Raw genomic sequence first — 14599 nt, forward strand, 5'->3', positions numbered from 1 at the left:
GGCTATGGGGCACGCTACCGCGAACGTCCGCCCCCTAGCCGCTATTTTTTAAGCGCGTTTGCGCACGCATCCCTCCTTTTCCGCTTTAGGCGCGTTGCTGACGGTCCCCGCGAACCCTGCGCGTTTTCTGCACCGCTCAGGGTTCGCGGGGCGACGTCTGTTTTTCCAACTTTCTGATACACAGAGTTACAGCATCCGGTCAGCGCGGACAAGGATGTTCAAGGTTCGGCCCGGCGGCTGCGTAGGTCTTCGGCGCGCGTCTGCGCAACCGCCAAGGCCGGCTGTATGTGACCTGCCCTAAAAAATAAGGGCATCGGTTTCCGGATCATAGCTCTTCCCCGCGCCGTGCTGTTCCACGCGCCGCTGCCAGTTTTTGCCCAGAAAATAGAACCGCAGGCTGTCTTGCGCGGCGTCAAAGGCCTCCAGCAACTGGGCGCGCAATGCCGCCCACTGGGCCGGGTCCACCACGCATTCAAACACGGAATACTGCACGCGCTGGCCGTAATTGGTGCAGATACGGGCAATGCGGCGCAACCGCCGCTTGCCGCCGGGATCTTCAAAACTCACGTCATAACTCACCAGAACAAGCATGGCTATTTCCAGAAAAAGGGCGGATATCCGTCCAGATCGCCGCGCAAATGCCGCGCCAGCAGTTGCGCCTGAATGTGAAAAAGCAACCCCAACGGCAGGGATTCGTTCAGAAAAGGATGCGTCACCTCCTGCTGTTTGCGCTTCTGCCAGGCGGTAAGCACGGTTTTGCGCGCAGCATCGTCCATAACTACTGCCCCGCTTTCCTTGCGCACAAAATCCCGGCCGCGCACCTCGCCCCGATTGATGAGCGAAAGCGCCAGCCGGTCCGCCAGCACAGATCGGAACTCCTCCATCATATCCAAGGCCAGACCAGGCCTGCCTGGCCTGTCCCGATGCAAAAAACCCACCTGCGGATCCAGGCCCACGCCTTCCAGGGCGGAGCGCATGTCGTGCGCCAGCAGCGTATAAAGAAACGACAGCAGGCAGTTGACCGCATCCAGCGGCGGACGGCGGTTGCGCCCGGCAAAGGGGAATTCCTCCCGATTCTGCAGGATCAGACAGTCGAACACGCCAAAGTAGGCGCTGGCCGCCTGCCCCTCCACCCCTCTGGCCTGATCCAGACCAAGAGGACGGCGCAGTTCCTGCGCGCAGGCGTCCAGCAGACGCAGGGCTTCCCCCATGCGCGCCGCGTCTACCCGCTCCCCGTGATCCCGCAGACACCGACGCAGCACCGTGCGCGTATTGGCCACCTTGCCCGCCAGCACGGCCCGCGCCATGGCGGCCGCGCTGGTCGGATCGTCGGCCTGGCGGTACTGCGCCTTGCGCAAGCGCACGTTGCCCTGCTGCGGCCCGCGCACCATGGCCAGAAAGCGACCGTGCTCCGTAAGAAAAGAAACGGCCAGCCCCAGCTCAGCGCAGTGCCCCAGCAGGAAAGGGCTGCACAGCACGTTGCCAAAGCAGACGATGCCATCCAGCACATGCAGCGGGAACCGCCGCGTTGCGCCGTCTTCCCCCCGCACCAGCACGCATTCCCCATCCTTGGAAAGATACGTTCCCTGTGCGGTGATGTAGAGCGTGTTGCACAGTTTTTTCATGACGTAAGCCCCTGGAGAAGATACGCCTCCACGCCCTGCCGGGGGGCCTTGGGCATGCAGTGGGACAAAAGCGAACAGCCCCGGCAACGCGGGCCATAACGCCCTGGGGGAATCCGGCCGCCTGCCAGCAGAGCATGCAGACCCCGGCAGGCTTCCGCCGTTGCGGCGCGCAAACGGGCGTCAAAAATCACCCGCTCCCGCCGACGCGGCTGCCCGTAAAAAATGGCCCCTTCGGGAATGTCCCGGCCCAGCATTTCTTCCAGGCACAAAGCCTGAGCGCAGAGCTGCGCGCGGTCCCAGTCCTCCACCTTGGGGCTGCCCCGCTTGTACTCCACGGGATAAACCGCACCCGTCGTCTCCGCCCCAGGCGCGCCGTGCTCCGCGGCTCCCCCGCGCCGCTCCACCAGATCGGCGATGCCGTAGAGGCCCAGCCGTTCGCTCCTGACCGGCACGCTGCGGTCTTCCGCCACACCATCGCGCGCGCCGGAAGATCCGGCGTCCACGCGACGGTGCAGCAGGCGGCCCTCAGCCGTAAAGCGATTTTCCTCCCAGACCCCTTCCAGATGGATGAGCGCGCACTGGCGCGGGCAGTACAGATAGTGCTGCAGGGCGGACAAGGGCAGGAGGTCGTCCACAATGCCCTCCCCTTACAGCCGCTCCACAACGCTGACCCCGGCGGGCACGGCGGCCGCATCCACGCTTACGGCATAGTCACCGAAAGACCGGGCCGGAGTGGTTCCGTCGCCCTGGCGGACCACGCGCACGGCGTCGAACAGCGCGTGCGCCGGGGCGTTGCCCAGCGCATCCTCATGCTTGAAGACAATAAGTTTGCGGGCGCTCATCAGACCGCGCGCCGCCGAGTGGTCCAGATCAAACATCTTCTCCAGCGCCTGCCAGAAGATCTCCAGGTCGTCGTCGGAAAAGCCCGTGCCCTTGTCCCCTTGCGCCAGATGGGGGGAGATAAAGCCGTGGGCGCAGTACAGGGCGTAAGGCAGGATGTGTTTGTTGCCCATGGTGCGGTTGCCGCCGGACTGCTTTTCGGATTCTTTTTCCGTTTCCACGGCCACGCGGGTAATGCTCACTTCCACGGGCACCACGGCCTCCACGCTGCGGGCAAAGGTGAGCTGCACCGGGCCGCGCACCTGGCCGCAATTGTTGAGCTTAGTGGACATGACTGCGCCGAAGGCGCGCACGTCATAAAAATTGGCGCACATCCAGCGCCGGGCAGCGTCAATTTTGTCAGGTTCCTTTGTGCAGGCTTTGGCTTCAGGGCTTTCATAGGCGGGAGCGCGCGATTGGGAGAGCACGGCCCGCTCCGCCACATAGATGTTATAGCCCGGCTGTCCGGCCTTGGCGATTTCCACAAAATTGCGCACCTTGCGCTTAAGGCAGACGTCCGTCACCAGGCCGAAGCCCGTTTCCGGATCCAGGCGCGGGGTATTGCCCGCGTCCGGGTCGCCGTTGGGGTTGCCGTTTTCCACATCAAACAGGTAGACGAAATCGTAGCGGTTGCTAATGGCGGCCATGGCTTAGTCCTCCTTCTGCGCTTCGGGCGCGGCGGCGTTATTTTCGGATGCGGCGGGTTCTTTTTTCGTAAAAACGGCTTGGCGTTGCTGATAATAGCCCAAAATGAACATGCCCTGCTCCTCCAGCCTGAGCGCGGCGGGAAAGCCGCCTTGGGCGGCGTCCAGGCCGCCCAGAATTTCCTGCAGGGATTTTTCCAGGTTGATGGCTTTCCCCGCCTCCTCCTTGCGGATTTTTGCCAGTCCGTGCTGGGCGTTACGCAGAATTATGGGGAAGGCGCGGGCGGGCGTGGCCGAGGCCGCCCCGAAAAAGCGGTCGCGCACCGTGGCGTTGACGCCGGGCACGGCGTTTTCCTGAATGCGCTCCACCAGGGCGAACAGGCGGCCCAGACGATAGCCCACATCCGTGATGCCGGTATCCAGACTCATGGGGATCTCCTTTTGTGCGTTGCGGGTGAGCCAGGCCTTGAGCAGGGCCGCCCGAAGATAGTTGACGTTCCTGTCCGCCCGGATGCGCTCTATGGCGGCGGTAAGCAGCGTGCGGGGATAGGGCAGGTTGCCCACAATGGCCCGCAGCAGTTGCCCGGCCAGCAGGGGAGAGATGTTTTTGGAGTCCTGCAGGGGGGCCAGCTCCCGCAGCAGCTGCCAGGGGCTGGGAAATTGCGGCTGATTATCAAAGCTGCGGCGCAGGGCCAGGGCCTGATAGTGGGCCGCCAGGCTGGCGGCCATGCCGCCCACCGTATTCCGCTGCCAGAAGCGCACGGCCACCCGGGCCGCATTGCCGGAAAGGCCCAGCACAAAAAAGCCGGTGGCGGGATCGCCCAGCTCTTCCGGGCAGCGGCCCTGGGCCACAGCGCTGAGATAGCCTTGCAGCCGCAGGACCAGGCCGGGGTCTTCGGCCTTGCCCCCCATGCTCATGTTGAACAGCCCTTCCGCCGCCGGAGCCGCGGACCAGAAGACCACCGTGGTGCCGCCGATGACAACCTTGCGGCGGCTGTTTGCGGCCAGCAAATGGTTGAGAGCCGTGGTGTAGGCAAAGGCCGCCTGTTCCCCCACGGGAGCGTTGCGGTTCTGCTCCTTGCCAAACGACGTGAAGGCGGCGATGTTGAAGGATACCAGGGCCGCGCCGGTGGGCTGCGCCCCAACCACGCCTTTAAGGGGCGGATGAATGAGGGGTATGGGCGCGTTTTTCTCGCCGGTGACCAGGCACATGCCCCGCTCTCCTGCGCTGTTGGCCGCCAGATATTCAAGCCAAGCCTTCTGAAGGGCCGGGCGGTCGTGCAGAAAACGCCGCTCCCCATCCAGACGGAAAACCACGTTCCAGCCCTCCATTTCCTGCCAATGCGGCAGGGCGGCGGCCTGTTCCGGATTCCAGGCATCCAGAAAATGCAGCAGGGCCACGGCCCCCTGATCGTCCACGGCATCCAGCAGCTCGTGGGCCAGCGTTTTGAAGGCGGCATGCGTCTCCGCAGTGCGTTTCGCCTTGCCCTTGGCGTCCGCGCCCAACACATAGCCCGTAGTGTCCCAGGCGAAGTTGGCCCGCACGTTGGCAGACCGCTTCACGGGCCCCGGCACGCGCAGTATTTTGGCCTTGCCCTTGGCGTCGCGCAGGTCGTCCACGGCGACCAGGCCGCCGTCGGGGCCCAGCGTCAGGCAGAACTGCACCCCCTGCATGCCAAAGCCGTAGGGCGAGATATCCGCCTCCGGGTCGGCGGCCAGACGTTCATAGTAGTTGTTAAGAGCCTGCAGAATCATGCGCCGTTCCCCCCTTCCCGGCAGTCCAGCACGCCGTCCCGCAGCCGCGCGCGGAAAAAGCGCGGGCTCATGTCCGCCGTGTAGTCCAGGTCATAGAGCATGAGCCCCAGGTCCAGCTCTCCCGCGAGGGCCGAAGCGGGAATCTCTCCTTCCACCGGGGCGAAAAAGGCGGCAAATTCCCGGCAGCCCAGATAGGGCCGGTGGAAGCACTGTCCCCTGGCCGCCCGGCGGTTGAAAATGTCCAGGTGTTTGCCGTCGTTATGGTCCTCCGCCCCAGTGTAGGCGAAGTGGGCCTCAATGACGTAGTCCACATGCCGCAGCACCAGGGCCGCCCGCTGCTGGCGGCTTTCCTCCACAAAAAGCCGCAGAGGCGTGACGCCGTCTTTCATGGCGGCGGCCACGCCCGTCTTGCCCTTGACGGGGATTTTGTCGGCCACCTCGTTGCGCCGCACGTTGTCAAAAACAATGGGCCGCAGCACATGGATTTTGTCCACCACCCAGCGGATGCTGGGCTTCCAGTACACTGCTTCCAGGACGCCACGGGCGGCGGAGGGCGTCATGACGTCGTAACTTACGCGCTCCGCCTTCATTTCCGGGCGGGTAAAGCAGGCGTAATCGCCCCAGACCCGCAATCGCACACCTTGCACAGGCAGACCTCCTTGCTGAAAAGGTCAGATCAGAAAATAAAATCTTCCGCCGCAGGCGCTTGGCAGACAAGGCCCAGGCGCTCGTCATACAGGCTCATGTCCGTCAGTACAGCATAGCCGCCCGCGCCTTCGCCCTGCGTCACTTCCGGCCGTTCCAGCGCGCCGCGCAGGTCCAGGGCCTGGAACTGCCCCTCATAGACCTGCACTGTGTACTGCTGTAACTGCCGTAAAATGCCGCGGGGATGCGCCGCAAACGGCAGGGCGTCCAGCAGCGCGCGGGCCGTGTCGTCGTAGGGAACAACAATAGGCAGCATGGCGTTTTCAATAAGCCGAAAGGCCTCCGCCGCGCTGCGGAAGGCCCACTCCCCTGTGGGGCTGGAAAACAGGCCAAGAATAGACTTGCTGTCCAGCGCGTCCGCCCTTCTCCAGTACACTTCGCGGAAATACTCGTGCAGGGCCGCAGGGCTGAAGGGGTCCGCAAAATGGCGCAGCACCCGGCGGGCGCTTTCCGCCGCGTGTCGGAAGGCCTTGGGCACGCCACCTTCCGGCATAAAGACGGTCACGGGCACGCGCCCGGCATATTCCCCTTCGCGGTTGCAGCGCCCGGCCGCCTGAACCAGAGAATCCAGCCCGGCCAGTTCGCGGAAGACTTCGGGGAAGGAAACGTCCACCCCCGCCTCCACCAGTTGAGTGGCGACGGTCAGGCAGGGCGCGCCCTCCCGCAGCGTGCGGCGGATCTCCTCCAGCACGCGGGAGCGGTGGGCCGGACACATGAGGGCGCTCAGGTGGCGCGCGCCAGGCTGGTCCTGCAGCAGACCGAAGAGGTCCGCCGCCCGCTGCCGGGTGTTGACGATGCACAAAGCCTGGCGCTTCCGCCGCAGACGTGCGGCCAGGGCTTCCAGGCTCAAGGGTTCGTCCGGCACTTCCAGACGGGTGCGGGCCAGCTCCTGCTGCAGGCGGGCCGGATCCGGGGCCAGCTCGCGCACCGCCCCCCGCAGGCCCTGTGCGAACTCGGCGGCGTCATAGCCCAGGGCTGGCTGGGTGGCCGTACAGAACACCACGCTGCACCCGTAATGGCTGGTCAGCTCTTCCAGCACGCGCAGGCAAGGGGCAAGATACTCCACAGGCAGCATCTGCGCCTCGTCCAGCACAATGACCGCGCGCGCCAGATTGTGCAGTTTGCGGCAGCGCGAGGGCCTGGCCGCGAACAAGGACTCAAAGAACTGCGCATTGGTGGTCACCACCACGGGCGCGTCCCAGTTTTCGCAGGCCAGGCGGTGCCGGCGGGCGGCGCGGCTCTCCCCCACCACGTCCGCGGCCGCGCCAGGCGCAAGAACGCGCGGGTCAAAGTTGCTGTGGTGTTCAATAACCGCGCCCTCCGGGAAAATATCCCGAAAAACTTTGGCGTTCTGTTCAATAATGGACGTATAGGGGATGACGTAGACCACCCGCCGCAGGCCGTGGGCCAAGGCGTGCCGCAGGGCGAAGCTCATGGACGAGAGCGTTTTGCCGCCGCCCGTGGGCACCGTGAGGCTGAACAGACCGGGCGCCAGCGCCGCACCCTGACGGCAGCCTTCCAGCACGGCGGCCCGCCAGGCGTTCACCCGGCCCAAGGCGCTGAACCCCGCGCAATGGCGGTCCAGAGCGGCCGCAAGAACCTCCAGACCGGGCGCGGCGCTGGCGGCCTCTTGCCGCTCCGCCGCCGTTTCCGGCTGGGCAAAGGCTTCGGTATCCGTATAATCCGCATCCACCAGGGCAGAAAACAGCATGCGCGTAAAAAAGCTCAAACCGAAAGGCGTGGGCGTAAAAGGCGGCCGCAAGGCGCGCACGGCGGCGGCATCCGGCGTGGCTTCCGGCGGCAGGGATGAGGCCTGGGCGCACAGTTGCCCCAAGGAGACCGCGCCGTCCCGGCCGTTGCTGCAAAAATCCGGCAACCCGCCGTGGTGTCCGGCCACACAATAGGCCAGCAGAAGGCCAGGCGCGCCGCCGTTTTCCCGCAGCCAGCGCGCGCCGGGGCCCTTGTGGTCCACCCGGCGGCGCAGCGTGCCCGCAAGCCGCTGCTGAAAATCGGGCAGGGCTTTGCCCGCATCGTGGTCAAGCCCGCACTGGCGGCCCCAGTCCGCCGCGCCGAAGGCGGCGGCGTAGGCCGCAGCCTTGTCCGCCACGCCCTGCAGGTGCTCGGCCAGGGGCTGCCAGCGCTCCGGCGGGCAATCTTCCAGCGTATGGGCGTACAGCACGAAAGCCTCCTTCTGGCCTCCATGCGCAGGAGGCGCATTGCTTATAACGTATATTTATTTGCATATACCGTTGCTGCACCCAACGCAAGCCGTGCCGGACGCAAAACCGCCCGCCGGACGCGGGGCCGGAATGGGCCGTCGCGCCCGCCGGGCGGCAGGCAGTGCGAAAAGGGCGCGCTGCGCTTACGGCATGGTATACTCGCGCTTGGTAGTAAAGATGTTGCCCTCGCGCTCCAGCCCCTGGGCCGCAGCTTTGCTGTACCACAGGGTGGCCTCGGCCGCGTCCTGCGGTGCGCCTACGCCGTATTCGTAGCAGGCCCCCACATAGCGCTGGGCCTGGGCAAAGCCCTGGTCCGCCGCCAGCTTGGCCCAGCGGAAGCTCTCCTGCGGATCTTTGGGGAAGCCATACTTGCCCTGGCTGCAGTAGAGGGCCAGATTGAAGCGGGCCTCGGCATTGCCGTTGTCGGCCGCGCGGCGCATCAGGTCCGCCACGGCGGCCTCGTTGCGGGGCAGGCCCACGCCCAGCTCGTACTGATAGGCCAGCAGCACCTGGGCCTCGGCGTCGTTCTGGTCCGCAGCCAGCCGGAACCACTTGGCCGCCGTGGCCAGATCCTGGTCCACGCCCAGGCCGTTTTCGTAGCAACGGCCCAGCAGCACCTGCGCCCTGGGGTTGCCGTCCGAGGCCAGGGGCTGCACCATCTGGATCACCTTCTTATATTGTCCTATGTTGTAGGCCGTCCAGGCTTCCTGCAAGGTCTGCGCCGCGTCCGCGGCCAAGGCCGGAGCCGCAAGGCCCCAGGCCAGGACCACGGCCGCCAAAAGCGCCGGGATGGATCGTTTCATGGCAAACTCCTTGGTATGACGGGGAGGAATGCCCCCGTGCGGCCCACGATAGTGTGCTCCCTGCCGCTTGGCAAGCGCCCCGCGCCGAAAACCCCGGACGCGGACAAAGACCCGGCCCCTGCGGGCCGCCCCGCCTTGACGCCGCGGCCCGCGCAAGGCACAACCGGAAGACGCACGTTGCAGCCGGGCCCGCCGGGCCCGCTTCAGGAGAACGCCATGCCCCAGTCCGACCACCAGCCTCCCCGCGCGCCTGGCGCAAATCCCGGCCGCAAAGCCCTGCCCGGCGGCCAGGGGCGCTCCGTCACGGAGGGCCCCAAGGTGGTGGACGCCGAGGTGCTGCACGGGGATGGGGAAGCGAACCAGGAAGACGCCCGCCGCGCCGAAGCGGGCGGCCCGTACCAGGAAGAGCGCTTTTATTACCGTGCCGCGTTCGGCAACGGCGGCAACGGCTTTGCCCGCCTCTGGACCTTCGGCCGCCAGGAAGACAACGCCTGCCTGGCCCCCTGCATCACCTTTGCCCTGTTCCTGGTCTGTCTGGCGCAGTTCGGCTTTCTGGCGGGCCTGGGCTTTGTATTCTTTCACACCGTGGGCGCGGTGCTGGGGGCCTTGAGCTCGGTGCGCCGCATGGCCGCGGGGCATGTGCCCAACCCCTGGGTCTGGCGGCTGGGCAACTGGGCGGTTTCGTTCCTTATCACCGTCTGGCTGGCGGGCGGCTTTGACTGATGCCCAAGGCCAGCGCAAGCCCCGCAGCCGTCGCTTCATCCTCTCTGGAATCTGAAGGACGTATGATGCCGCAGTCTTCTCTCTGGCACGTCTACCTGCTGGAATGCGCCGACGGCACCCTGTACTGCGGCGTCACCCGCAACCTGCGCCGCCGCCTGGACCAGCACAACGGCCTTTGCCCCGGCGGGGCGCGCTATACCCGCGGCCGACGGCCCGTGCGCCTGCTGGAGCACCGCGCCTGCCCCGACCAGGGCGCTGCTCTGCGCCTGGAGCGGGCGGTCAAAGCCCGTCCGCGCGGACAAAAACGGACCTTCCTGCAACAAGGGGCCGGGACGTGCTGACGCCGGAAACCGCCCTGGCATTTTTTGCCGCCGCGCTGCTGCTGAGCGTGGCCCCAGGGCCTGACAACATTTTTGTGCTCACCCAATCCGCCGTATACGGCACGGGCGCGGGCGTGGCCACCACCTTCGGGCTGGTCACGGGGCTCTGCGTGCACACCACGGCCGTGGCCGTGGGCGTGGCCGCCCTGTTCCAGAGTTCGCCCCTGGCCTTTACCCTGCTCAAGGCCGCGGGCGCGCTCTATCTGCTGCGCCTGGCCTGGCTCTCGTTCCGCGCGGGCGCGGCCCTGGCCCTGACCCCGGACGAAAAGCCGCCCTTTCCCGGCTACGCGGCCCTGTACCGGCGCGGCATTGTCATGAACGTGACCAACCCCAAGGTATCCCTCTTTTTTCTGGCGTTTCTGCCGCAGTTCTGCGACCCCGCGCGGGGCAGCGCGGCCCTGCAGGTGCTGCAGCTGGGCGGCCTGTTCATGCTGGCCACGGTAGTGGTATTCTGCGCTGTGGCCGCCCTGGGCGGCCGCCTGGCCCTTTGGTTCAACCGCTCGCCGCGCGGGCAGATGTGCATCCACCGGGCGGCCGGGACAGTCTTTGCCGGGCTGGCCCTCCTGCTGCTTTTTACCGGCCGCGGCGCCTGAACGCCCGCCTTGACATCCCCGCACGCCGGGCGTATGGGAATCAACTTTCAGAGGACAGCATGCAAAACTACCGCATCGGACTCGCCGACCTGCCCCCCGAGGGCAAGGAATTTGTGCTGGACGACCCCACCGTCTGGCAGGAACCCCTTAAGGAGTTCCATATGGATTGCCGGGTGCGCAAACCCTTGCGCGCCACGGTTTCCGTAACGCCTGTGGAGGACGGCTGGCTGGTGCGCGGCAGCCTGGAGGGCGAGGTGGTCCTGCCCTGCAGCCGTTGCGCTGAAGACGCCGTGATCCCCGTGGCCGCCCGCTTTGAGGAATTTGAAAGCCGGCCGGAGGAACCAGAGCCGGAGGCTGCCGGACGCCACGGCGCGCAGGAAGCCGCCCCCGTGGGGGAGCGCCTGATTTTTGAGCGCGGCGCGCCTTTGCTGGATCTGGCCGCCGTGTGCTGGGAAGAATTTGTGCTGGCCCTGCCTTCCACGCCCCTCTGCCGTGAAGACTGCAAGGGCCTCTGCGCCCGTTGCGGGGCCAACCTCAATGCCGGCCCCTGCGCCTGCCCGCCCGAAGAAGGCGACCCGCGCCTGGCGGTGCTGCGCGGGCTTGTCCGGCGCGGGAAGTAGACATCCGCCCAAGTTTTGCGTAACCTGCTGTGTCTTGCGGGCGGGCGTTATCCCGCCCCTTTACGCAGCCAGCCCAAGCCTTCCGTCTGTACGGAAAAGGAGACCCTCATGGCCGTTCAGCAAAATAAAAAATCCCGTTCCCGCAAAGGGATGCGCCGCTCTCACGACCGCGTGGCCGTGCCCGCCGTCATCTACTGCACCTGCGGCGAACCCACCCTGCCCCACAGCGTTTGCCCCAATTGCGGCGAATACAAAGGGCGCAAGGTGGTTGCCGGCAACGACAACGCATAATGAACGAGCGCCCCGTCATCGCCGTGGACGCCATGGGGGGGGATTTCGGCCCCGCCGTGGTGGTGCCCGGGGCCATTGAGGCCGCCAGGCTGCACGACCTGCACGTGCAACTCGTGGGGGATACCCCCAAGGTGGAGGCCGAGCTGGACAAGCTCGACCTCGCCAACGTGCATTTCGACATCGTGCAGGCCGATGACGTGGTGCACATGAACGAGCGCCCCTCGGACATCCTGCGGCGCAAAAAAAACGCCTCCATCCAGGTAGCCTGCCGCCTGGTCAAGGACGGCGCGGCCGACGCCGTGGTCAGCGCCGGGCATTCCGGGGCCACGGTGGCCTGCGGCATGTTCATCATGGGCCGGCTCGCCGGGGTGGAACGCCCGGCCCTGGCGGCCCTGCTGCCAACGGAGAAGAACCCCGTGGTGGTGCTGGACGTGGGCGCCAACGTGGATTGCCGCCCCTACCACCTGTTTCAGTTCGGCCTCATGGGCGACGCTTTTGCCCGCGACCTGCTGGGCTATGCCGCCCCGCGGGTAAGCCTGCTGAGCATCGGCGAGGAAGAAGGCAAGGGCAACAGTCAGGTTAAGGAAGCCTACGAGCTCCTGAAAATGGCGCAGAACCTCAACTTCGTGGGCAACGCCGAAGGACGGGACATTTTTACCGGCGACCTAGACGTGGTGATCTGCGACGGCTTTGTGGGCAATGTGGTGGTCAAAATGAGCGAAGGCCTTGCCGCCTCGCTGGTGCGCATGCTCAAAAAGGTCTTTACCTCCGGCCTGCTGCCCGCCCTGGGCGGCATGCTGGCCCGGGGGGCCTTCCGGCGTTTTGCCCGCACGGTGGACTACGCCGAATACGGCGGCGCGCCGCTCCTGGGGCTGCAAGGTCTGGCCATCGTCTGCCACGGGCGCTCCAGCGCGCGAGCCATGACCAACGCCGTCCGCATGAGCGGCACCTTCGTGCGCAAAGGCACCAACCTTCGCCTGGCCGAAACCATCCTGGCCAACGAGGAGCTCACCCGCTTCTCCCGCGCCATCTAACCCACGGTACACCCATGAATCCTTTTTGCCATCTGCTTGCCCTGCACGCCTACGCTCCCGATACGGTTCTGACCAACGACGACCTGGCCGCCGTGGTGGACACCAACGACGAGTGGATCGTCTCCCGGACGGGCATCCGGCAGCGCCACCGGCTGGACGCGGCGGACAACGCCTCGGACCTGGGCCTGCGCGCGGCGCGCGGCGCGCTTGAGGACGCGGCCCTCCTGCCGGAGGAGCTCACCCATGTGGTCACCGCCACCTGCACGCCGGACGTGCTCTCCCCTTCGGTGGCCTGCATCGTGGCGGGTCAGCTGGGCACAGGGCCGGTCATGGCCTTTGACTTCAGCGCCGCCTGCTCCGGCTTTCTGTACGGCCTTTCCCTCTGCCGCTCCCTCCTGGCCCAGGATCATGAAGCCAGAATTCTTTTTATCTGCACCGAGGCCCTGACCCGCCGGGTCAACTGGGCGGACCGCACCACCTGCGTGCTCTTCGGCGACGCGGCCACGGCCTGCGTGGTCAGCACGGGATCGGCCAACGTACTGGCCGGGCTTGAAGACGTGCTCTGCCTGAGCGACGGCCGCCAGCGCGACCTCATCGTGGTGGGCGGCGGCACCTCCAGCCGCTACGGCCTGGGCGACCCCGTGGGCGAAGATTTCTTTATCCGCATGCAGGGACGCGAAACTTACAAGCACGCCGTGCGCAGCATGGTGCAGGTCTGCGAGGACGTACTGGCCAAAAACGGCCTCACGGCCAAAGATGTGGACCTGCTGGTGCCCCACCAGGCCAACCTGCGGATCATTGAGGCCGTGGGCGGCCGCCTGGGCATCACGGGCGAGCGCGTCTTCGTCAATGTGGACAAATACGGCAACACCTCCTCAGCCTCCATTCCGCTGGCCATTGCCGAGGCCCGCGCCCAGGGGCGCATCAAGCCGGGCTGCCGGGTGCTGGCCACGGCCTTCGGCGCGGGGCTGACCTGGGGCGCCGCCCTGCTGCGGTTTTAAGCGCTGTCGCGCCGCGGGCGCGACGATATTTTCTGCGGGCGCAGCCGGCATGGGCATGGCAAGGCCTTTGCCGCGCCCTTCCAGGGCGGCCTTACGCCGTCCGTTTTTCCCCGCGCGGCCGGGTCGCCACCGCCTTCCCGCGCCGCAGGCCCCAACCGGCGTGGCCGCACGCCGCAGACCAAAGGCAGGCACAGCATGACAAGCGCGCAATGCCCCTCCCCCAACGACGCGCCCACGGCCCTGGTGACCGGCGGCTCGCGCGGCATTGGCCGGGCCATCGCCAGAACCCTGGCCAGAGAGGGCTTTCAGGTCTACCTCACCTATGTGAGCCGCCCGGAAGAGGCGGAAAAAACCGTGGAAGAAATCCGCGCCCAGGGCGGCAGCGCCCGGGCCTTTGGCCTGGACGTGAGCGACGGGGCCGCTGTGACCGCCTTTTTCGCCGCGGAAATCAAAGACAAGGTGAACCTGGCCGTACTGGTCAACAACGCGGGCATCACCAAGGACGGCTTTCTGGTGCGCATGAAGGACGAGGATTTCGACCGCGTGCTCACCGTGAACCTGCGCGGCGCGTTTCTCTGCACGCGCGAGGCGGCCAAAATCATGAGCCAGGCCCGCCGGGGCCGGATCGTCAACATTTCTTCTGTGGTGGGGCAGATGGGCAACGCCGGGCAGGTCAACTACGCCGCCGCCAAGGCGGCCCTGCTGGGGCTGACCAAATCCTGCGCCAAGGAGCTGGCCGCCAGGCAGATCACGGTCAACGCCGTGGCCCCCGGCTTCATTGAGACGGACATGACCGCGGTCCTGACCGACGAAGTGCGCGCCCAGTATGTGGAGGCCATCCCTCTGCGCCGCATGGGCCGCGCCGAGGACGTGGCCGAGGCCGTGGCCTTTCTGGCCTCGGACAAAGCCGCCTACATCACCGGACAGGTGCTGGGCGTCAACGGCGGCATGTACTGCTGACCGGGCCCGCGCCACGAAGACCCCGCCCGGCCCCGCGCCGGGCCAACGTAGAGAGAGACCACTACTTTATTGCTGGAGGATACCATGTCTGACGTCGCTGAAAAAGTGAAAAAAATCATTGTGGATCAACTGGGCGTAAGCGCCGAGGAAGTGAAGCCCGAAGCCTCCTTTGTGGAAGACCTGGGCGCGGATTCCCTGGATCTTACCGAGCTGATCATGGCTATGGAAGAGGAATTTGACATTGAAATCGCCGACGACGACGCCCAGAAGATTCTGAAGGTGCAGGACGCCATCAGCTACATCGAAAACAAGCAATAGCGGCGGCGCGCCGGGGGGCATCCGGCGCCGGCCTGCGGCCCGCCGCCCG

General features: G+C 66.2%; 17 protein-coding genes. 9 read left to right on the forward strand and 8 right to left on the reverse strand.

Annotated elements, in window-relative coordinates; translation table 11 throughout:
* Positions 1–297 precede the first annotated feature (297 nt).
* From cas2 to BLS55_RS07630, 8 genes are all read right to left on the reverse strand, one after another.
* Positions 298–591, reverse strand: a complete 294-nt coding sequence (gene cas2 / locus BLS55_RS07595) for a CRISPR-associated endonuclease Cas2 (protein ID WP_092153974.1) — start codon at positions 589–591, stop codon at positions 298–300.
* A 2-nt stretch (positions 592–593) separates the two neighbouring features.
* On the reverse strand, positions 594–1625 hold the full coding sequence (cas1c, locus tag BLS55_RS07600) for a type I-C CRISPR-associated endonuclease Cas1c (RefSeq protein WP_092153975.1): 1032 nt from the start codon (positions 1623–1625) through the stop codon (positions 594–596).
* The gene (gene cas4 / locus BLS55_RS07605; protein WP_092153977.1) at positions 1622–2260 is read right to left on the reverse strand and encodes a CRISPR-associated protein Cas4; all 639 of its coding nucleotides are present in this window, start codon (positions 2258–2260) and stop codon (positions 1622–1624) included. Before cas4 ends, cas1c begins: the two co-directional genes overlap by 4 nt.
* Before the next feature lie 12 nt (positions 2261–2272).
* Complete coding sequence (gene cas7c / locus BLS55_RS07610) at positions 2273–3151, reverse strand: type I-C CRISPR-associated protein Cas7/Csd2 (RefSeq protein WP_092153979.1); 879 nt, start codon at positions 3149–3151, stop codon at positions 2273–2275.
* A gap of 3 nt (positions 3152–3154) precedes the next feature.
* Positions 3155–4903, reverse strand: coding sequence for a type I-C CRISPR-associated protein Cas8c/Csd1 (gene cas8c, locus BLS55_RS07615; protein WP_092153981.1), 1749 nt, complete (start codon positions 4901–4903; stop codon positions 3155–3157).
* On the reverse strand, positions 4900–5550 hold the full coding sequence (cas5c, locus tag BLS55_RS07620) for a type I-C CRISPR-associated protein Cas5c (protein WP_092153983.1): 651 nt from the start codon (positions 5548–5550) through the stop codon (positions 4900–4902). Before cas5c ends, cas8c begins: the two co-directional genes overlap by 4 nt.
* Positions 5551–5579: 29 nt before the next feature.
* Entirely contained in the window at positions 5580–7787 is a 2208-nt protein-coding gene (locus BLS55_RS07625; protein ID WP_092153985.1) for a CRISPR-associated helicase/endonuclease Cas3, read from the reverse strand.
* 183 nt (positions 7788–7970) lie between these two features.
* The gene (locus BLS55_RS07630; protein WP_092153987.1) at positions 7971–8630 is read right to left on the reverse strand and encodes a tetratricopeptide repeat protein; all 660 of its coding nucleotides are present in this window, start codon (positions 8628–8630) and stop codon (positions 7971–7973) included.
* 216 nt (positions 8631–8846) lie between these two features.
* On the opposite strand from BLS55_RS07630, the gene BLS55_RS07635 reads away from it, so the two are divergent.
* From BLS55_RS07635 to acpP, 9 genes are all read left to right on the forward strand, one after another.
* Positions 8847–9353: a hypothetical protein gene (locus tag BLS55_RS07635; protein ID WP_257243176.1), complete on the forward strand. Its 507-nt coding sequence runs from the start codon at positions 8847–8849 to the stop codon at positions 9351–9353.
* 62 nt (positions 9354–9415) lie between these two features.
* The gene (locus BLS55_RS07640) at positions 9416–9694 is read left to right on the forward strand and encodes a GIY-YIG nuclease family protein (RefSeq protein WP_092153988.1); all 279 of its coding nucleotides are present in this window, start codon (positions 9416–9418) and stop codon (positions 9692–9694) included.
* Positions 9688–10326, forward strand: a complete 639-nt coding sequence (locus BLS55_RS07645) for a LysE family translocator (RefSeq protein WP_092153990.1) — start codon at positions 9688–9690, stop codon at positions 10324–10326. Before BLS55_RS07640 ends, BLS55_RS07645 begins: the two co-directional genes overlap by 7 nt.
* A gap of 59 nt (positions 10327–10385) precedes the next feature.
* Entirely contained in the window at positions 10386–10946 is a 561-nt protein-coding gene (locus BLS55_RS07650; RefSeq protein ID WP_092153992.1) for a YceD family protein, read from the forward strand.
* A gap of 108 nt (positions 10947–11054) precedes the next feature.
* Complete coding sequence (rpmF, locus tag BLS55_RS07655) at positions 11055–11237, forward strand: 50S ribosomal protein L32 (RefSeq protein WP_092153993.1); 183 nt, start codon at positions 11055–11057, stop codon at positions 11235–11237.
* Entirely contained in the window at positions 11237–12271 is a 1035-nt protein-coding gene (gene plsX, locus BLS55_RS07660) for a phosphate acyltransferase PlsX (RefSeq protein WP_092153995.1), read from the forward strand. The genes rpmF and plsX overlap by 1 nt, the downstream gene beginning before the upstream one ends.
* 14 nt (positions 12272–12285) lie before the next feature.
* A complete protein-coding gene (locus BLS55_RS07665; RefSeq protein WP_092153997.1) occupies positions 12286–13272 on the forward strand; it encodes a beta-ketoacyl-ACP synthase III in 987 nt (328 codons plus the stop codon).
* 195 nt (positions 13273–13467) lie between these two features.
* Entirely contained in the window at positions 13468–14232 is a 765-nt protein-coding gene (fabG, locus tag BLS55_RS07670; protein WP_092153998.1) for a 3-oxoacyl-[acyl-carrier-protein] reductase, read from the forward strand.
* Between the two features lie 84 nt (positions 14233–14316).
* Entirely contained in the window at positions 14317–14550 is a 234-nt protein-coding gene (gene acpP, locus BLS55_RS07675; RefSeq protein ID WP_092154000.1) for an acyl carrier protein, read from the forward strand.
* The last annotated feature ends 49 nt before the right edge of the window (positions 14551–14599 follow it).

It is taken from the genome of Desulfovibrio legallii (assembly GCF_900102485.1).
Taxonomy (GTDB): domain Bacteria; phylum Desulfobacterota; class Desulfovibrionia; order Desulfovibrionales; family Desulfovibrionaceae; genus Desulfovibrio; species Desulfovibrio legallii_A.